The sequence below is a fragment of the Stagnihabitans lacustris genome (assembly GCF_025950525.1).
Classification (GTDB): domain Bacteria; phylum Pseudomonadota; class Alphaproteobacteria; order Rhodobacterales; family Rhodobacteraceae; genus Stagnihabitans.
The window spans coordinates 495,964-513,626 of record NZ_JAPDGS010000002.1 but is presented as its reverse complement, the minus strand read 5'-3'; the positions used below and the strand labels follow the sequence as shown (position 1 = coordinate 513,626).

Here is a 17,663-nt window from a genome sequence, read left to right as displayed (position 1 = left end):
GACAGGATTGCGCCGGGATGGGATCAGGGCCAGTGGTGGCGCCTGTGCCGGATGGGGTTCACCGGGCTGCGCCGGTCGTTTGCCCGCAAATGCGGCATGTCGCCCGAAAAACAGGCGGTGCGCAAAGTGCTGTGGTGTGGAAACCGTTCCACAGAGCCTCTGGCCCTTGGCCGCAGGTCCCGCTAACATGCCAGTCACCCGCGCTTCGGAGGCCCCATGCCCTTGTTTTCTGACCCCGTCATCACCTGCATCGAAGACCTGAAACGGCTGCACAAGCGCCGCGTGCCCAAGATGTTCTGGGATTACTGCGAAAGCGGCAGCTATACCGAACAGACCTTCCGCGACAATGTCAGCGACTTTTCCCGGCTGCGGTTCCGCCAAAAGGTCGCGGTGGACATGACCAACCGGACGATTGCCAGCACGATGGCAGGGGAAAAGGTGGCGATGCCCGTGGCGCTGGCTCCGGTCGGTCTGACGGGGATGCAATCGGCGGATGGCGAGATCAAGGCGGCCCGCGCGGCCCAGGCTTTCGGTGTGCCCTATACGCTGTCGACCATGTCGGTCTGTTCGATCGAGGATGTGGCGGCGGCCACCGGCAAGCCCTTCTGGTTCCAGCTTTATGTGATGAAGGATTGGGATTTCGTGGCGGCAACGCTGGAGCGGGCCAAGAAGGCGGGCGTCTCGGCCCTGGTCTTGACCTTGGACCTGCAGCTGTTGGGGCAACGTCACAAGGACCTGAAGAACGGGCTGTCGACGCCGCCCAAGCCGACCTTGCGCAACATCCTGGACATTGGCTTGCGCTGGCATTGGGCGTTGGGAATGGCGGGGACGCGGCGCCATTCCTTCGGCAATATCGTGGGGCACGCCAAGGGGGTGTCGAACCTGTCCTCGCTGTCGTCCTGGACGGCGGAACAGTTCGATCCGCAGCTGGATTGGGGCAAGATCGCGCGCATCCGCGACATGTGGGGCGGCAAGCTGATCCTGAAGGGGATTTTGGACGAGGACGACGCGCGCCGGGCCGCCGATTTCGGCTGTGAGGCGATTGTGGTGTCGAACCATGGCGGGCGGCAATTGGATGGGGCCCTGTCGTCGATCCGCAGGCTGCCGGGGATCGCCCGGGCGGTGGGCGACAAGGTCGAGGTCTGGATGGACAGCGGCATCAGGTCTGGCCAAGACGTGCTGCGGGCGCGGGGCATGGGCGCGCATGGCGTGATGATCGGGCGGGCCTATATCCATGGGCTGGGGGCGATGGGGGAACGCGGCGTGACCAAGGCGCTGGAGGTCATCAGCCGCGAGATCGACACGACGATGGCTTTGTGCGGTGAGCGCGACATCGCGCAGTTCGGCGCGCATAACCTGATGATCCCCGCCGATTTCGAGGGCGACTGGAAGGCGTGAGGGCTTGGCAGGGCGGGGGTCCGGGGGGGGCGCCCCGCCTCAGGCGTTGACGTCGATGACGACGCGGCCCTTGACCTCTCCCTTCAGGATCGCCGGACCAAGAGCGGGCAGGTCGGCCAGCGTCACGTTTTGGACCATGGCGTCCAGCTTGTCATGCGGCAGGTCGGTGACGATGCGCGCCCAGGCCTTCACCCGGTCGGGATAGGGGCGCATCACGGAATCAATGCCCAGAAGGTTCACGCCGCGCAGAAGGAAGGGGATGACGCTGGTGGGCAGCCCTGCCCCGCCCGCAAGCCCCACCGCCGCGACCGAGCCGCCGTATTTCATCTGGCCCAACACCCGCGCCAGCATCGGCCCGCCGACGGCGTCGATGCAACCGGCCCAGGTCTCGGCCTCCAGCGGGCGCTTGACGGTTTCGGCCAGATCCGCCCGGGGGATGATGCGGGTGGCGCCGAGGTCGCGCAGATAGCCTTCCGTCTCGGGGCGGCCCGTGACGGCGGCCACCTGATAGCCCAGATGGGCCAGGATCGCGACCGCGGTCGAACCAACGCCGCCGGCCGCGCCCGTCACCAGGACCTCGCCCTTTGCAGGGGTCAGCCCGTGATCCTCCAGCGCCAAGACGGCCAGCATCGAGGTCAGCCCCGCCGTCCCCACCGCCATGGCCTGACGCGTGGTCAGACCTGCAGGCAGGGGCACCAGCCAATCGGCCTTGACCCGGGCCTTTTGCGCAAACCCGCCCCACCAGATTTCGCCCACACGCCAGCCGCCCAGAAGCACCTTGTCACCCGGGGCATAGCGCGGGTCCTGGCTGTCCAGCACGGTGCCCGCCATATCCACCCCGGGGATATGCGGCCAGGCCTTGACCAGGCCGCCGCCGGTCGGACCCATGCAAAGCCCGTCCTTGTAGTTCAGCGTCGAAAACTCCACCGCCACGGTCACATCGCCGGGGGGAAGGTCGGCCTCGTCGACGTCACGCAGGACCGGGATTGCGGTCTCGCCGGGTTTTTCCATCACCAGGGCCTTGAACATCGCCACCTCCATCTTTGGGCCAGAATGACAGGCGGGACGCGGGAGGCAAGGGTGAAGGGAGTATTTGGGTCAGTATGAAAGGATCAGCGGCGGCGCAAAGCCCGCAGGTCGGACAGGCGAAAGGCGCCGATCAGGGCTCCGACCGCGAAATAGGCCAGGATGCCGATGGCGCACAGCAGGCCCAAGGCCGGGAAGTGCCAGAAGCGGGCGTTCAGCGGGCCATCCAGGACCTGCGCCGCGCCCCAGAGGACTCCGCCCATGACGGCAGAGGCCAACATGATCCGCGGCAGGCGTTTGCGGAAGCGGGCGTCGAACTGCGCCTCGGCGGCCATCTTGCGCGAGCCCCACCAGAGCTGGCCCACCATGGCCCAGCCCGAAAGCGTCGTGGCCCAGGCGGCGGCCGAAAACCCCAAAAGCGGCAGAAGGCCCACCGCCAGCCCCACATTCACCACCATGGATACCAGCGCATAGACAAAGGGGCTGCGGCTGTCCTCACGCGCATAGAAGAGCGGTTGCAAGACCTTGTGCAGCACGAAGGCCGGCAGGCCCGCGCCATAGATGGCCAGCACCAGCGCCGTGGCCTGGGTGTCCGCCGGGCCAAAGGCGCCGCGCTGATACAGGACCTGGCACAAAGGCACCGCGATGACCATCAGCGCCACGGCGGCGGGCAGCGTCAGCATCAGGGCGAATTCGGCGCCGCGGTTGAAGGCATCGCGTCCGCCCTCGGCGTCGCCTGCCCTCAGGCGGCGGGAGAGTTCCGGCAGCAGGACCGTCCCGATGGCGATGCCCACCACCCCCAGGGGCAACTGATACAAGCGGTCGGCATAGGACAGCCAGGCCACCGCGCCTTCGGTAAACGAGGCCACCTGGCGGCCCACCAGCATGTTGATCTGCACCACCCCGCCCGCAAGCACCGCGGGCCCGGCGATCACCGCCAGATGCTTCAGCTCGGGCGTCAGGCGTGGCCAGCCCAGGGTGAAACCATAGCCCAGGGACCGCGCCGAGACCCAGGTGAAGGCCAGTTGCGCCACCCCGGTCACAGGCACGGTCCAGGCCAGGGTCAACCCCATGTCCCACCCGGCCCAGGCCGCAAGCCCCATGGCCGCGATAAAGACCAGGTTCATCAGCACGGGGACGAAGGAGGCCTCGGAGAACCTTTTGTGCGAGGTCAAGATGCCCGAGAGCAAAGCCACCAGCGAGATGAACAGGATATAGGAAAAGCTGATCCGCCCGAAGGTGACGGCCAGGTCGAACCGCTCTCCGGCAAAGCCCGAGGCCATGGCCCAGACCAGCCAGGGCATCGCCAGCGTGCCCAGCACGGTAAAGGCCAGCAAGATCCAGACCATGCCGTTCCAGGCGTCGCGGGCAAAGCCCGTGGCATCCTCGCCGCCCTCAAGCTTTTTGGCGAACATCGGCACGAAGGCCATGTTGAAGGCGCCCTCGGCAAAGAACCTTCGGAACATGTTGGGCAGGGAAAAGGCCACGAGGAAGGCCTCGGCCACCGGCCCGGTGCCGAGGTAAGCCGCCATCAGCACGTCGCGGGCGAACCCCGTGCCGCGAGACACCAGCGTCCAGCCGCCGACCGTCAGGATGGAGCGGATCACGCTTGCGCCCTTTCGGTGCCCTCGGCGATGGCCTGGCGAAGCTTCGCCTCCAGCGCCTCTTGTCGGTGCTTGGCATGCAGCTTTAGCCCGAACATGTCCTTGACGTAAAACGTATCCACCACCTGGGCCCCATAGGTCGCGATCACTGCGGATGCGATGTAGATGTTGTTGGCCGCAAGCGTCCTGGTCAGGTCATACAGCAGCCCCGGCCGGTCGCGGGTGTCGACCTCGACGATGGTGTAGATCTCAGAGCCCTCGTTGTCGAAGGCGATATGGGTCGGAAAGCGGAATTCGCGCTCGCGCTTCTTCACCTTGTCGCGATCCGCGAGGGCGGTGCGGGGGCGGACCTCGCCCTTCAGGGTCTTGTCGATCATGCCGCGCAGACGGGGCAGACGAGAGACCTCGTAGGGATGGGCTTCGGAATCCTGAATCCAGAAGACCGCGGTCGCATAGCCGTCTTTCGACGTATAGGTCCGGGCGTCGACCACATTGGCGCCGACCAAGGCCAGGGCGCCGGACAGCCGCGAGAAGATGCCGGGGTGGTCGACCAGGGCGAAACAGGCGCGGGTGGCGTCGCGCTGCGGTTCGGGATGCAGGTCGATGCGGATTTCATCGTCCTGCAGGCCCCGCAGCAGGCGGGCAAAGGCCTCTTGCGTGTCGGTGGTCAGGCCGGACCAATAGGGGTCATAGTGGCGGGCGGTTTCTTTGGCGGCCTCGTCGGCGGTGAAATCGGTCAGCCGCGCCCGCAGCGCCGCGCGGCTTTCCTCGACCGCGCGACCGCGGTTGAAGGTTTCAAGCCCGCCCTCCAGCGCCTCGGCGGTGTGAGAGTAAAGCTGGCGCAGCAGCATGGCCTTCCAGTTGTTCCAGGTGCCGGGCCCGACGCCACGGATGTCGCAGACGGTCAGGACGGTCAGCAGGTCCAGCCGCTTGCGGGTTTCGACCGCCTTGGCGAAGTCGCGCACGGTGCGCGGGTCGCCGATGTCGCGCTTTTGCGCCACGTCCGACATCAGAAGGTGATGACGGACCAGCCATTCGACGGTTTCGGATTCCTCGGCCGTCAGACCCAGACGCGGGGCGATGCGGCGCACCATCTGCGCCCCGAGGATCGAGTGATCCTCGGGCCGCCCCTTGCCGATGTCATGCAACAACAGCGCCACATAGATCACCCGCCGGTTCACGCCGGTTTTCAGGATACCGGTCGCCACGGGCAGCTCTTCGACCAGCTCGCCGCGTTCGATCTGCGCCAGGACGCTGACGCATTGGATGATATGCTCGTCCACCGTGTAGTGGTGATAGACGTTGAATTGCATCATCGCGACGATGGCTTCGAATTCGGGGATGAAGGCCGACAGGACGCCAAGTTCGTTCATCCGCCGCAGGGCGCGTTCCGGGTTGCCATGATCCAGCAGCGTCTGCAGAAAGATACGCACGGCTTGCGGATCGTCGCGGACATGGTCGTCGATCAGCGACAGGTTGGCCGCGATCAGCCGCATGATATTGGGGTGAAGCAGATATCCCGACCGCACCGCCTCTTCGAAGACGCGCAGCATGTTGACCGGGTCTTTCAGGAATTTGGCCGGATCGGTGACATCCAGCCGCCCCTGGACCAGTTTATACCCCGCGCCGACCTTGCGGCGGTTCAGAAAGCCCAGAAGCCGCGCCTCGGGTTTGACATGGCGGGCCTCCAGCTCTGTCAGAAAGACGCGGGTCAATTCGCCGACGCGGGTGGCGTGGCGGAAGTAGTCCTGCATGAAGTATTCGACCGCGCGGCGGCCTTGGGTGTCGCGGTAGTTCATCCGCTCGGCCACCTCGACCTGCAGGTCGAAGGTCAGCTGATCGGTGGCGCGCCCGGTGATGTAATGCAGATGGCAGCGCGCGGCCCAAAGGAAATTTTCGGCCCGGCTGAACAGGGCATATTCTTCGGCGGTCAGCAGGCCCGCGGCCACAAGGCCTTCGGATGAGTCCACCCGGTGCAGGTATTTGCCGATCCAATACAGCGTCTGCAGGTCACGCAGGCCGCCCTTGGCCTCTTTGACATTGGGCTCCAGGACATAGCGCTGGCCGCCCTGGCGTTTGTGGCGTTCACCGCGTTCGGCCAACTTGGCCTCGATGAAGTCGCGGCCCGTGGTGCGGAAAAGCTCGGACCACAGCCGGTCGTCCAGCTCTGCCGCCAAGGCGCGGTCGCCACAGATGGCCCGGTGTTCCAGAAGCGCCGTGCGGATCGTGATATCCTCACGGCCCAGGCGCAGGCAGTCTTTGACCGTGCGTGAGGCATGGCCGACCTTCAGCTTCAGGTCCCACAGGATGTAAAGCATCGTTTCAATGATGCTTTCGGCGCGGGCGGTGATCTTCAGCGGGTAAAGGAAAAGCAGGTCGACATCGGAATGGGGCGCCATCTCGGCCCGGCCAAAGCCGCCAACGGCCAGGACAGACAGACGCTCGGCATCCAGGGTGATGGCGGGGCTTTGCATCGCTTCGGCGGCGGCAAAGGCCAGCTGGACCAGGCCATCGGTCATCAGCGCCTGAGACCGGGTCAGCGGCAGGGCATTGCGCGGATCGACGGCAAAGGCCGCGGCCAGGCGGGTGTTGGCGGTGGCCTTGGCCTCGGCCAGGATCGCCCCCACCGCGGCACGGGCCGACTTGGCATCGGTGTCCCGCACAGCCGCCAGCACCCGCGGACGCAGAAGGCCGAGGTCCAGGACCTCGGCTTCCGGCAGGATAAGACCGACACCACGGGGCGCCAGAGGATTTGGCGCCGGCGCCTTGGGGGGTGTGGTCATCAGAACCCGGCGCCGCCAAAGCTTTGCGGGGCGGGGTCGATAATCTGGACCTGTTGGTTGACGATCTGGGCCACGGCCAAGCCGCGCTGGCTGGTGCCATTGCCGTTCAGGCGGAAGATGCCGCCGACGCCGACAAAGCCCTGGGGTTGGGTCAGGCCCTGGGCCGAGACCTGGGCCAGGCCGCCCTGTTTGACCAGGGCGCCGACCGCGGCAATCCCGTCATAGGCCAGGCCCGCGGTGGCATGGGGCGCGGCGCCATAGGTGGATTGATACCGGGTCAGGAAGGCCTGGGCCAGGTTCGGATCGGGCATGGCAAACCAGCCGTTCTGGACGCCGGGCTGGGTCAGGTTGGCGGTGGGGATATCCCAGCGCGTCAGGCCGATATACTGGGTGGCGGCCGGGTTGATGCCGTTCTCCATCAGCAGCTGGGTCAGCAGGGGCAGCGCCCCACCGGTGTCGGCGGTCAGGAACACCGCCTGCGCGTTCGAGGACTTGGCCGAGGCCGCGATGGCCGTGACCGCCTGGACGATGCCGTTCTGGCTGAAGGGATAGGACCCCGCCGCCGCGATCTGCCCGCCCGAAGCGCCGATGGCGGTCTGGATGGCGGCTTTGCCGGCCTCGCCGGCCGGGGTCTCGTCCGAGACGACCATGATCCGGGTCAGCCCGCGCGACACGGCAAAAGAGGCAAGGCGCCCGGCCGTCGACTCGAAGGTCTGGCCCAGGATAAAGACATTGCCGCCGGCGACCGAGGGGTTGTTGGAAAAGGACAGGACCGGCACGCCAGCCGGGGCGACCGTGGCGCCGACCTTGGCGGCCTCCAGCGCGTAGAAGGGACCGAGGATGACCTTGGCCCCGTCGGTCACGGCCTTGGAAGCCTGCGAGGCCGCCTGGTCGGGATTGGCGGCGGTCGGATAGACGCGCAGGTCGATCTTGACGTCGCCCAGATCGGCGATGGCCATGCGGGCGGCGTTCTCCAGCCCCTGTGCGATCAGGTCATCGGTGGCCTCGCCCGAGCCCGAGGGGACCAGCAGGGCCACGGGGACCGGCTCGCCGTTATAGGCGCCGGTGGGGGCGGGGCCGGTCGTGGTCTCGCAGGCCGAAAGGACCGTCAGCGCGGCAAGGGCGCCCAGCGTGGTGCCCCTGATGGTCGCCGTGACGGAGCTTGTCACCCGGGCGGCAAGATGCGACAGGGCAGGACCGGCGGTCCTTGCCAGGGCTGACAGAATGGCGACCATGGAAATCTCCTCATTCGGGTGCGGCGCTGGCCGACCTTGACCTGAACGGGAGTCTAAAGGGAAGCTGCGGTGAAGTAAACTTGGGCTGACCCTGGGTCGGCGGAAAGGGTGCCAGATGTCGGGTTGGACGGCGATGCCGGGGCGGGTGGTGCCGGGGCTGCATCTGGTGTCGACGCCGATCGGGGCCGCACGGGATATCACGCTGAAGGCGCTGGATGTGCTGGCGGGGGCGGATGTGCTGGCGGCCGAGGATACGCGGACGCTGCGACATCTGATGGAGATCCATGGCGTGGCGATCAACGGGCGCATGATGCTGCCCTATCACGACCACAACGGCGCCGAGATGCGGCCCAAGATCCTGGGGCTGTTGGCCGAGGGGAAGTCGGTCGCCTATGCGTCAGAGGCCGGAACGCCGCTGGTGGCGGACCCGGGCTTCCAACTGGCGCGCGAGGCGATTGCGGCAGGGCACACGGTGCTGGCAGCGCCGGGGGCCTCGGCGGTGCTGTGCGCGCTGACGGTGTCGGGCCTGCCCTCGGACCGGTTCCTGTTCGCGGGATTCTTGCCGCCCAAGTCCCAGGCCCGCAAGACCACGCTGCGCGAGTTGGCGGGCGTTCCTGCCAGCCTGATCTTTTACGAATCACCCAACCGCGTGGCGGCAACCCTGGCCGATATGGCCGAGGTCCTGGGAGCAGATCGCCAGGCGGCCCTGTGCCGAGAGCTGACGAAAAAGTTCGAAGAAGTGCGACGCGGGCGCCTTGCCGATCTGGCGCTGGCCTTGAAAGAGACTGATGTGAAAGGCGAAATCGTGCTGATCGTGGATCGCGGTGCAGAACGCCAGGCCACGCAAGCCGAGATCGAAGCCGCCCTTCGAAACGCTTTGCTAACCCTTTCCAGCAAAGATGCAGCAACGGCGGTGGCCAATGCCTTCGGCCTGCCGCGTCGCGAAGTCTATCAAATGGCGCTTGCCTTGGGGGATGCGGAATGACGATGCGGTCCAGACAGTTGCGCGGCAAGACCAACTACCTTGCAGGCCTTGCGGCCGAAGATCAGGTCAGCCGGCTTTACGACGACACCGGGCGCACGGTGATCGCGCGGCGTTGGCGCGGCACCGCAGGTGAAATCGACATCATCGCAAGGGATGGCGACAAGCTGATCTTCATCGAGGTCAAGAAAAGCTCGACCCACCTCATCGCCTCCGAACACTTTACCTGGTCCCAGCAACAACGCGTGCGTGTCACTGCCGAAGAGTTCTTCTTCACCGGCAGTTTCGAGGGGGTCGAGGAACTTCAGGTCGACCTGGCCCTGGTCGACAGTATGGGGCGAATCGAAATCGTCGAAAACGCGCTGGCGGCCTGATCAATTGCATCTCTTTGCGCGCTGGGTCATCAAGGGCTCTGTATCAAGGAGAGCGCCATGGGCTTGAACGTCGCTTTGCAGATGGACCCGATCGGGTCGGTCAATATCAACGGGGACAGCACCTTCCGCATCGCGCTGGAGGCGCAGGATCGGGGTCATTCCCTGTTCTTTTATACGCCTGACAAGCTGGCCTTCGTCGAGGGGCGTGTGGTGGCGCGCGGGTTTCCGATCACCCTGCGCCGCGAAGAGGGCAACCATGTCACCTATGGGCCCGAGACCGAGGTGGATCTTGCGACCTGCGATGTCGTCTGGCTGCGCCAGGACCCCCCCTTCGACATGGGCTATATCACCACGACACATCTTCTGGATCTGATCCATCCCAAGACGCTTGTCGTCAATGATCCTTTCTGGGTGCGCAACTGCCCTGAAAAGCTGCTGGTCCTGCAATTCCCCGACCTGCATCCGCCCACCGCCATCGCCCGTGACCTTGCCACCATCCGCGCTTTCAAGGCCAAGCATGGCGATGTCATCCTCAAGCCGCTTTACGGCAACGGCGGGGCCGGGGTCTTCCGGCTTGACCCCAACGACCGCAACCTGTCTTCGCTACATGAGCTTTTCACGTCGATGAGCCGCGAGCCGCTGATCGTCCAGAAGTTCCTTCCCGACGTGGTCCATGGCGACAAGCGCATAATCCTGGTGGACGGCGAGCCTGTCGGCGCCATCAACCGCGTGCCCCAGGCCGGCGAAACCCGGTCCAACATGCACGCCGGCGGCCGCCCCGAGAAGGTGGGCCTTACGCCGCGCGACCTGGAGATTTGCGCCGCCATCGGTCCGACCTTGCGCGAGAAGGGTCAGGTCTTTGTCGGCATCGACGTCATCGGCGACTACCTGACCGAGATCAACGTGACCTCTCCGACCGGTATCCAGGAGTTGGAGCGTTTCGACGGCACCAACACCGCCGCGCGGATCTGGCAGGTGATCGAGGCCAAGATCGCCGCCAGATGAGCCTGTCGCTGCGCCTCTTGAACCTGCTTCTGCGCTGGACGGCGCGACCCTCGGTCGCCCGTGCTCGCAACCCCGGGGTCGAGAGGCGCCGCTTCGCCAGCGCCGCGCGCTTTTTGCATCGCCCGGCGCATCTGTGTTTTCTGGACGGCCCCCTGCCCCGCGTCACCTGTCACCTGACCAATGACACCCATGCCGTGCTTTATTTCCACGGCGGCGCCTATATCACCGGCAGCCCCGAGACCCACCTGACCATCACCGGGCGCCTGGCCCGGCTGACCGGCCTACCGGTTTTTGCCCCGCGCTATCCGCTTGCTCCCGAACATCCGGCGCCCGCCGCTTTTGACGCTGCCCTTGCCGCGCATGAGCGGCTTTCGCGGATTTATCCGTGGCAGAACATCATCTTGGGCGGTGACAGCGCGGGGGGAGGCTTGGCGCTGGCCTTGATGTCGCACCTCTGCCAGACGGGCCGCCCGCCGGCCGGGCTCTTTGCCTTTTCACCCTGGACCGATCTGACCCTTGGCGGAGAAAGCCTGCTTACGAACGCCGATTCGGACGTGCTTTTGCCCGCGCATCGGGTCGCAGAGGCCGCAACGCTTGTCCGCGGCACCCTCGCGCCCACGGACCCCCGCATCTCGCCGCTGTTCGCCGCCTTTCCCGATCCGCCCCCCGTCCTGATCCAGACCGGCACGACCGAGGTTCTGCGCGACGATGCCCGCCGGATGACCAAAGTGCTGGGTGCGCGGCTTTCGGAATGGCCGGATTGCCCGCATGTCTGGCAGATGTTCGACGGTTATTTGCCCGAAGCCCGCGCGGCGCTGCGCGAAGTGGCGGCGTTTGTCGCTCATTTGGCCGACAGAACCGTCCGATAGCTGACCGCCTCGGCGATATGGCCGCGCGTCACATCCGGCGCGGCCTCCAGATCGGCAATGGTCCGCGCCACCCGCAAGACCCGGTGATAGCCGCGCGCGGTCAGGCCAAAACGCTCTGCCACGCGTTGCAACAGGGCCCGACCCTCGGCATCGGGGCGGGCGATCTCATCCAGCAATTCGCCCTCGACCTCGGAATTCACCCGCAGATCCAGCCCGTGATAGCGTTCGGCCTGGATCTCGCGGGCGGCCTGAACCCGGGCGGCGATGGTGGCGGACCGCTCTCCGTCTGCAGGCAAATCAAGGTCTTGCCAGGACACCGGTGGCACATCGACGCGCAGATCGAAGCGGTCCATCAGCGGGCCCGAAATCCGCCCCATGTAATCCTGCCCGCAGATCGGCGCCTTGGAGCAGGCCTTTTCGGCATCCGCCATATGGCCACAGCGGCAGGGATTGGCGGCGGCGACCAGCAGGAACCGGCAGGGATAGCGGACATGAGCCGAGGCGCGGGCCACCATAACCTCGCCCGATTCCATCGGCTGGCGCAAAGTGTCCAGCACCATGCGGGGGAATTCCGGCAGCTCGTCCATGAAAAGGACGCCGTTGTGGGCCAGGCTGATTTGCCCCGGTTTCGCCCCCCGCCCGCCGCCGACAATGGCGGCTTGGCTGGCCGTGTGATGCGGATCGCAAAAGGGGCGGGCCCGGGTGATGCCGCCCGTCAAAAGGCCCGCGACGGAATGAACCATCGAGGTCTCCAGCGCCTCTTCGGCCGACAGCGGCGGCAGGATACCGGGCAAACGCTTGGCCAGCATGGATTTTCCCGAACCGGGAGGGCCGATCATCAGCATGTGGTGGCGGCCCGCGGCGGCAATCTCCAGCGCGCGTTTCGCCCGCTCTTGCCCCTTGACGTCGCGCAGGTCCGGAAATTGCGTGGTCTCGGCCATCTCTGCGGCCTCGGCCCGGGTCAATGTCTGACGCCCGGTGAAATGCGCTACGATCTCGGACAGGGTGGTGACGCCGTAAACCTCGGTCATGCCGACCCAGGCGGCCTCGGCGGCGGAGGCCCGCGGCACCATCAGCGCCTTGCCTTCGGCCGCGGCTGCCACCGCCGCGGGCAGGGCGCCGGCGACAGGCAGGATGCGGCCGTCCAAGGACAATTCCCCCATGAAGACAAAGGCTTCAACCTGATCGGCCGGCACGATTTCCAGCGCGGCCAGCACGGCCATGGCGATGGGAAGATCGAAATGCGACCCCTCTTTCGGCAGATCCGCAGGCGAGAGATTGACCGTGATCCGCTTGGAGGGCAGGGCGAACGACAGGACGGTGAGGGCGGCGCGGACCCTTTCGCGCGCCTCGGAGACCGCTTTGTCGGCAAGGCCCACGACGCCAAAGGTCGCCATGCCAGAGGCGATGGCGCATTGCGCCTCGACCAGGCGCGCTTCGACGCCTTCAAATGCCACGGTGAAAGCAACTGCACCCATAGGGACCTCCAGAATGGTTAACAGATCACTTGGGATGGTTTAGGAAAAGTTAACGCGCGCCCTTGGGCCAGAAATTTCGTCGCAATATTTCGGGCTTAAAGCGCTCGTCCCATCAAAATCGCATCCTCGACCTGCCCCTGACCGCGGTAATAGCCCCGCCGCCGCCCGGTCGGCGCGAAACCACAGGCCGCATACAGCGCCTGTGCGCCCGGATTGGCCTCGGAGACCTCCAGAAATGCCGTTTCGGCGCCCCGCGCCCGCGCTTCGATCAAGAATCCTTGCACAAGGTCGCGGCCAATCCCCTGTCGACGCGCAAGCGGGTCGACGGCGATGGTCAAAAGCTCGGCCTCGCCCGCCACGACCTGACCCAAAAGAAAGCCGTCGGGCCGCGTCAGCACAAAGGCAAAGCGGCCGGCCAGGGTGGCCGCGAACTCGGCCTCGGACCAGGGCGGCGGCAGGGTAAAGCAAGCGGCATGAAGCCGCGCCATCGCGGCAGGCGTCACAGAATCACCGGCGGCGGGTCAGAGGGCGGGGCGGCGTCGGCGCCGCGCAAGTAGAAGGGCGCGGGCTTGCCGCCCTGCCCAGCCGCCGCCACGCGGGCGATGGACAGTGCCAGCGGCGGGGTCGGCAGCGCCACACCACCAAAGCGGGCAGCAAGCTCTTCGGCCCGATAACCCACGGTAAAGGCCGGGGAAAAGCCTGAAAGCTCTTCCCATTCCGCCAAAGCCGCCGGCCCCTCGGCCTGCACATAAACCGCACCACGCCGCGCATCCAGACAAGCCAAGGCCCCCGAGACCCCATGGCGCAGGGCCTGCAAAGAGGTCACGCCGACCAAGGGCACGCCCAGTCCCAGCGCCAGCCCCCGCGCCGCGGCCACCGCGATCCGCACCCCGGTGAAATTGCCCGGCCCAGTGCCCACCGCCAAAAGCGTCACGTCGCCCCAGCCAAAGCCCTGCCCGGCCAACAGCCCCTCGACCATCGGAAGCAGCTTTTCGGCCTGGCCGGTGGCCATGTCCTCGAACACCTCGGCCTGGCCGCCGGGGAAAAGCAAAGCGGCGGCGCAATGCGCCGCCGATGTGTCGAAGGACAGCGTGATGTCAGGCCGCAACGGGGCGGACCTCGGTCACTTCGGGGATATAGTGGCGCAACAGGTTTTCGATCCCCATCTTCAGCGTCAGGGTCGACGAGGGGCAGCCCGCGCAGGCGCCCTTCATATGCAGGTAAACCACGCCGCGGTCAAAGCCGTGGAAGGTGATGTCGCCGCCATCCTGCGCCACGGCCGGACGGACGCGGGTGTCCAGAAGCTCTTGAATTTGCTTGACGATATCGCCATCCGGGCCTTCATGCACGGCATGGGCCGCAGCCTGTTCGCCGACGATGACCGCGGCGCCCGACTGGTAATGCTCCATGATGGCGCCCAGGATCGCGGGCTTGACATGCTGCCACTCGACGCCCTCGGCCTTGGTCACGGTGACGAAATCGGTGCCGAGGAAGACCCCGGTCACACCGGCCACCGCAAAGATGCGGGTGGCCAGGGGCGATTTCGCGGCGACTTCGGCGTTCGGGAAATCGGCGGTGCCCATGGCCAGAACCTCCATCCCCGGAAGGAATTTCAGCGTGGCGGGGTTCGGCGTGGATTCGGTCTGGATGAACATCCGGTATCTCCTGACAGTTCCTGTCGGATATGCGCCCCATGGGGGCCGAAGTCAAGATTGGAATGGTTCCAGATCAGCCGTAATAGCCGAACATCTGCTCTAGCGCGGTCAGCGGGGGTTGCGGCGCGGGCTTGGTCGGTTGGGGCGTGTAATAGGACAGGCCCGGAACCTCGGGACGGGGGGCGGATTGCAGCTTGGACATGACAGACCCTTTCTTCCCCCCCCGGTTTGATGCGCCTTTGCCCCCCGCAACACCAGCGCCAAGGCCGCCCCTCCGCCATGCAGAAAACGCATGGCTAAAGGCCGCGCACCAGCCGCCGCAGCATGGAGCGGACGATCAGCCGATGAGCCGGACCCACGACCCACATATAAGCGCGGCCAAAAAGGTTATGCGTGACGACCGAAGCGGTGATCACCAGCCGCGCCCCGCCCTCCACGCAGATCATCACATCCAGGTGGCGATCCCGCGCCGTCAGGGTCAGGCGACCCGGTTCCGCCGCCTCGACCAAAAAGAAGTCCAGGTGGTCGCCGACCTTTGGCGTCCCGATCGTGGCCCCCGAAAACCCACCGATCCGCGCCACACCAAACCGCGCCGAGATCGCATCGCGGACCCGGAAGGCCAGGCGCATCCCGGGCAAGGGGTCGGCCATGATCCGCCCCCAGGCCATAGCCGGCGTCAGGGGCCGCGGCAAGTCGACCGCACCTTCGTGAAAGAAATCAAGCCTTTGCCTTGGCGCCACCAAAAGCGCGGTCACGAGATGCTCTCCAGCCGTTCCTTGCTCATGTCGCCGGGCACGATGGTGATGGGCACCGGCAGCGTCCCCGCCGACCGCGTCAGGGCCGTCACCAGGGGCCCCGGCCCGTGCTTTTCGTGGTTCGCGCCCAGCACCAGGACACCGACTTGCGGGTCCTCACGCACCTGAGCCAGGATCTCGGCGACCGGATCGCCCTCACGGATGACCAGTTCGGGGTTCACCCCCTGCTTGTCGCGCATCCACTTGGCAAAGACCTCGAAATGGGCCTCGATCCGCTCGCGCGCTTCGGCCCGCATCAGATCGGCGACGCCCATCCAGTGCTGGAACTCTTCGGGCGGGATGATGGACAGGATCTGCACGCCGCCCCCGGTATGCGCTGCACGCAGGGCTGCAAAGCGCATGGCGTTCAGACATTCCCGCGTGTCGTCAAGGACAACCAAGAACTTCCGCATCGGACTCTCCTTCGGGGCTGTTATCGCCGATGGGCGTCCAAGCGGCAAGCGGCTTTCAATTTGGTCCAGATACCGCGCCAAAAAAGACCCCCGGCCAAGCGACCGGGGGCGAGAGCCCGACAAGGACCCGGCCGAGGGGACGGCGGAAGGGTCAGGGTGCCTTCAACCTGCCCGCCCGTTGAATCGATTCCGTGACGCCGCAGCCCTTTTCTGGGGATAAGTCACCGTGAGCGGATCATGCCGACGATGTCCTTGACCTGGTTCAGGATCGGCCGCGCGATGGCGTCGGCGCGGTCGGCGCCCGCACCCAGGATGCGGTCGATCTCGGCGGGGTCCTTCATCAGCCGGTTCATCTCGGTCGTGATCGGCGCCAGCTTGGCCACCGAAAGCTCGGCCAAACGCGGCTTGAAGGTGCCGAATTGGGCGCCGGCATATTCCGCCACCACCGCCTGTGGGGTCATATCGGCCAAAGCGGCATAGATATTGACCAGGTTGCGCGCCTCGGGGCGGTCTTTCAGACCCTCCAGCGTGTCGGGAAGGGGCTCGGCATCGGTCTTGGCCTTGCGGATCTTGGCCGAAATCGCATCGGCATCATCGGTCAGGTTGATGCGCGACTGGTCCGAAGGATCGGACTTCGACATCTTTTTCGTCCCATCCCGCAAGCTCATGACACGGGTGGCCGCGCCCTCGATCAAGGGGTCAACCACCGGGAAGAAATCCACCTTGTAGTCGTTGTTGAACTTGATCGCGATGTCGCGGGCCAGTTCCAGATGCTGCTTTTGGTCGTCGCCCACCGGCACCATGGTCGCGTGATAGGCCAGGATATCGGCGGCCATCAGCGAGGGATAGGCGAACAGCCCCAGCGACACGTTTTCGCTGTTCTTGCCCGCCTTGTCCTTGAACTGGGTCATCCGGCTCATCCAGCCCATCCGGGCGATGCAGTTGAAAATCCAGCCCAATTCGGCATGGGCCGTCACTTGGCTTTGGTTGAACAGGATCGACCGCGCCGGATCAATGCCCGCCGCGATAAAGGCCGCGGCCCCCTCACGGGTCTGCTGGCGCAGCTTTTCCGGGTCTTGCCAGACGGTGATTGCGTGCATGTCGACAAGGCAATAGATCGTCTCGATCCCCTCATCCTGCTTTTCGACGAACCGCTTCAGCGCGCCGAGATAATTCCCAAGGGTCAACCCGCCCGAAGGCTGGATGCCCGAGAAGATCCGGGGTTTGAAACGGGACTGAGGCGTTTGGACCGGCTCGGTCATTTTAGGCTCCATCTGGAAAGTTCAGGTCCAAGGGCTTATCCAAGGGGACGCAATAGGTCAAACGAAAGCCCCAGATGGATCAGAATACGCCGCTTAACCCTTTGCCCGCGATTGCCTGGGTCCTGGCCCTGCCGATGATCGCACTAGAGATCGTGATTTCGGCGGGCGAAAACGGGCTGGTGGGCGGGCCCGGCGCCATCGGCTGGCGGTCCGAGGCGATCCAGATGCTTGCCTTTTCGCCAGAGTATCTGCGGCAAATGCTGGTGCTGGGGCAGTTTCCGGCCGATGGGCTGTGGCGGCCCTTTACCCATGTCTTCGTCAACAGCGACCTGACGGGGGCGCTGTTTTCCGTGGTGATCCTGCTGGCCTTGGCCAAGTTCACCGGCGAGGTCTTTCGGTGGTGGGCGGTGGCGGTGATCTTCCTCGCCTCGGCCGCGCTGGGGGCCGTGGCCTATACCGCGGTGCCCTGGACGCAAGCCGCGCTGACCGGGGGATGGCCTGCGAATTACGGGCTGATCGGCGCCTTCACCTGGGTGCAATGGATGCGCGGGCGGCTGACCGGGACGCAGACCCATGCCTTCCGGCTGATCGGCTTTTTGCTGGGCGTGCGGGTGGCCTTTGGCGTCGTGGCCCTGGTCGCAGGCGGATTGGACCAGTCCGAGGGCTGGATCTGGGTCGCCGACGCCGCGGGTTTTGCCGTGGGCTTTGCGCTGAGCTTTGTGGTGGTCAAAGGCGGATGGCAGGCGCTGTTGTCCCGCATCCGCCAAAGATAGGCCCCGGGGCCT

General features: G+C 65.8%; 18 protein-coding genes. 6 read left to right on the top strand and 12 right to left on the bottom strand.

Going from position 1 to position 17,663, the window contains the following annotated elements; genetic code table 11:
- Window positions 1-216: 216 nt before the first annotated feature.
- A complete protein-coding gene (locus NX862_RS07130; protein ID WP_264493193.1) occupies window positions 217-1,398 on the top strand; it encodes an alpha-hydroxy acid oxidase in 1,182 nt (393 codons plus the stop codon).
- A 39-nt stretch (window positions 1,399-1,437) separates the two neighbouring features.
- Here the strand turns inward: NX862_RS07130 and NX862_RS07125 are convergent, their stop codons facing one another.
- From NX862_RS07125 to NX862_RS07110, 4 genes are all read right to left on the bottom strand, one after another.
- The gene (locus NX862_RS07125) at window positions 1,438-2,427 is read right to left on the bottom strand and encodes an MDR family oxidoreductase (RefSeq protein WP_264493192.1); all 990 of its coding nucleotides are present in this window, start codon (window positions 2,425-2,427) and stop codon (window positions 1,438-1,440) included.
- Between the two features lie 83 nt (window positions 2,428-2,510).
- Entirely contained in the window at window positions 2,511-4,031 is a 1,521-nt protein-coding gene (murJ, locus tag NX862_RS07120; RefSeq protein WP_264493191.1) for a murein biosynthesis integral membrane protein MurJ, read from the bottom strand.
- Window positions 4,028-6,811: a [protein-PII] uridylyltransferase gene (locus tag NX862_RS07115; RefSeq protein WP_264493190.1), complete on the bottom strand. Its 2,784-nt coding sequence runs from the start codon at window positions 6,809-6,811 to the stop codon at window positions 4,028-4,030. Before NX862_RS07115 ends, murJ begins: the two co-directional genes overlap by 4 nt.
- Window positions 6,811-8,046 carry a penicillin-binding protein activator gene (locus tag NX862_RS07110; RefSeq protein WP_264493189.1) on the bottom strand — a complete coding sequence of 412 codons (1,236 nt, stop codon included), beginning with the start codon at window positions 8,044-8,046 and terminating at the stop codon, window positions 6,811-6,813. The genes NX862_RS07115 and NX862_RS07110 overlap by 1 nt, the downstream gene beginning before the upstream one ends.
- 115 nt (window positions 8,047-8,161) lie before the next feature.
- On the opposite strand from NX862_RS07110, the gene rsmI reads away from it, so the two are divergent.
- Genes rsmI through NX862_RS07090 form a run of 4 tightly spaced genes read left to right on the top strand, consistent with a single transcriptional unit; the run spans window position 8,162 to window position 11,276 of the window.
- Window positions 8,162-9,031, top strand: a complete 870-nt coding sequence (rsmI, locus tag NX862_RS07105) for a 16S rRNA (cytidine(1402)-2'-O)-methyltransferase (protein ID WP_264493188.1) — start codon at window positions 8,162-8,164, stop codon at window positions 9,029-9,031.
- 2 nt (window positions 9,032-9,033) lie between these two features.
- Complete coding sequence (locus NX862_RS07100) at window positions 9,034-9,402, top strand: YraN family protein (protein ID WP_413694545.1); 369 nt, start codon at window positions 9,034-9,036, stop codon at window positions 9,400-9,402.
- A gap of 57 nt (window positions 9,403-9,459) precedes the next feature.
- Window positions 9,460-10,407, top strand: a complete 948-nt coding sequence (gshB, locus tag NX862_RS07095; RefSeq protein ID WP_264493186.1) for a glutathione synthase — start codon at window positions 9,460-9,462, stop codon at window positions 10,405-10,407.
- Window positions 10,404-11,276, top strand: a complete 873-nt coding sequence (locus NX862_RS07090; protein ID WP_264493185.1) for an alpha/beta hydrolase fold domain-containing protein — start codon at window positions 10,404-10,406, stop codon at window positions 11,274-11,276. The genes gshB and NX862_RS07090 overlap by 4 nt, the downstream gene beginning before the upstream one ends.
- Here NX862_RS07090 and NX862_RS07085 read toward each other — a convergent pair.
- From NX862_RS07085 to trpS, 8 genes are all read right to left on the bottom strand, one after another.
- Window positions 11,249-12,754, bottom strand: coding sequence for a YifB family Mg chelatase-like AAA ATPase (locus tag NX862_RS07085; protein WP_264493184.1), 1,506 nt, complete (start codon window positions 12,752-12,754; stop codon window positions 11,249-11,251). The genes NX862_RS07090 and NX862_RS07085 overlap by 28 nt on opposite strands.
- 95 nt (window positions 12,755-12,849) lie before the next feature.
- Window positions 12,850-13,257, bottom strand: coding sequence for a GNAT family N-acetyltransferase (locus tag NX862_RS07080; protein ID WP_264493183.1), 408 nt, complete (start codon window positions 13,255-13,257; stop codon window positions 12,850-12,852).
- Complete coding sequence (gene tsaB, locus NX862_RS07075; RefSeq protein WP_264493182.1) at window positions 13,254-13,862, bottom strand: tRNA (adenosine(37)-N6)-threonylcarbamoyltransferase complex dimerization subunit type 1 TsaB; 609 nt, start codon at window positions 13,860-13,862, stop codon at window positions 13,254-13,256. Before tsaB ends, NX862_RS07080 begins: the two co-directional genes overlap by 4 nt.
- Window positions 13,852-14,409, bottom strand: a complete 558-nt coding sequence (locus NX862_RS07070) for a NifU family protein (protein ID WP_264493181.1) — start codon at window positions 14,407-14,409, stop codon at window positions 13,852-13,854. The genes tsaB and NX862_RS07070 overlap by 11 nt, the downstream gene beginning before the upstream one ends.
- Before the next feature lie 73 nt (window positions 14,410-14,482).
- The gene (locus tag NX862_RS07065) at window positions 14,483-14,611 is read right to left on the bottom strand and encodes a hypothetical protein (protein WP_264493180.1); all 129 of its coding nucleotides are present in this window, start codon (window positions 14,609-14,611) and stop codon (window positions 14,483-14,485) included.
- A gap of 94 nt (window positions 14,612-14,705) precedes the next feature.
- Window positions 14,706-15,164: a DUF2867 domain-containing protein gene (locus tag NX862_RS07060; RefSeq protein ID WP_264493179.1), complete on the bottom strand. Its 459-nt coding sequence runs from the start codon at window positions 15,162-15,164 to the stop codon at window positions 14,706-14,708.
- A complete protein-coding gene (locus tag NX862_RS07055) occupies window positions 15,161-15,616 on the bottom strand; it encodes a universal stress protein (protein ID WP_264493178.1) in 456 nt (151 codons plus the stop codon). Before NX862_RS07055 ends, NX862_RS07060 begins: the two co-directional genes overlap by 4 nt.
- Before the next feature lie 221 nt (window positions 15,617-15,837).
- Window positions 15,838-16,878, bottom strand: coding sequence for a tryptophan--tRNA ligase (gene trpS, locus NX862_RS07050; protein WP_264493177.1), 1,041 nt, complete (start codon window positions 16,876-16,878; stop codon window positions 15,838-15,840).
- Between the two features lie 74 nt (window positions 16,879-16,952).
- Between trpS and NX862_RS07045 the strand changes: the two genes are divergently transcribed.
- Window positions 16,953-17,651 carry a rhomboid family intramembrane serine protease gene (locus tag NX862_RS07045; RefSeq protein ID WP_264493176.1) on the top strand — a complete coding sequence of 233 codons (699 nt, stop codon included), beginning with the start codon at window positions 16,953-16,955 and terminating at the stop codon, window positions 17,649-17,651.
- Window positions 17,652-17,663 lie beyond the last annotated feature (12 nt).

Coding starts and splice junctions, on each gene's coding strand:
- NX862_RS07130 (WP_264493193.1), top strand. CDS start 217: ATGCCCTTGTTTTCTGACCCCGTCATCACCTGCATCGAAGACCTGAAA.
- NX862_RS07125 (WP_264493192.1), bottom strand. CDS start 2,427: ATGTTCAAGGCCCTGGTGATGGAAAAACCCGGCGAGACCGCAATCCCG.
- NX862_RS07115 (WP_264493190.1), bottom strand. CDS start 6,811: ATGACCACACCCCCCAAGGCGCCGGCGCCAAATCCTCTGGCGCCCCGT.
- NX862_RS07110 (WP_264493189.1), bottom strand. CDS start 8,046: ATGGTCGCCATTCTGTCAGCCCTGGCAAGGACCGCCGGTCCTGCCCTG.
- rsmI (WP_264493188.1), top strand. CDS start 8,162: ATGTCGGGTTGGACGGCGATGCCGGGGCGGGTGGTGCCGGGGCTGCAT.
- NX862_RS07100 (WP_413694545.1), top strand. CDS start 9,034: ATGCGGTCCAGACAGTTGCGCGGCAAGACCAACTACCTTGCAGGCCTT.
- gshB (WP_264493186.1), top strand. CDS start 9,460: ATGGGCTTGAACGTCGCTTTGCAGATGGACCCGATCGGGTCGGTCAAT.
- NX862_RS07090 (WP_264493185.1), top strand. CDS start 10,404: ATGAGCCTGTCGCTGCGCCTCTTGAACCTGCTTCTGCGCTGGACGGCG.
- NX862_RS07085 (WP_264493184.1), bottom strand. CDS start 12,754: ATGGGTGCAGTTGCTTTCACCGTGGCATTTGAAGGCGTCGAAGCGCGC.
- NX862_RS07070 (WP_264493181.1), bottom strand. CDS start 14,409: ATGTTCATCCAGACCGAATCCACGCCGAACCCCGCCACGCTGAAATTC.
- NX862_RS07065 (WP_264493180.1), bottom strand. CDS start 14,611: ATGTCCAAGCTGCAATCCGCCCCCCGTCCCGAGGTTCCGGGCCTGTCC.
- NX862_RS07055 (WP_264493178.1), bottom strand. CDS start 15,616: ATGCGGAAGTTCTTGGTTGTCCTTGACGACACGCGGGAATGTCTGAAC.
- trpS (WP_264493177.1), bottom strand. CDS start 16,878: ATGACCGAGCCGGTCCAAACGCCTCAGTCCCGTTTCAAACCCCGGATC.
- NX862_RS07045 (WP_264493176.1), top strand. CDS start 16,953: ATGGATCAGAATACGCCGCTTAACCCTTTGCCCGCGATTGCCTGGGTC.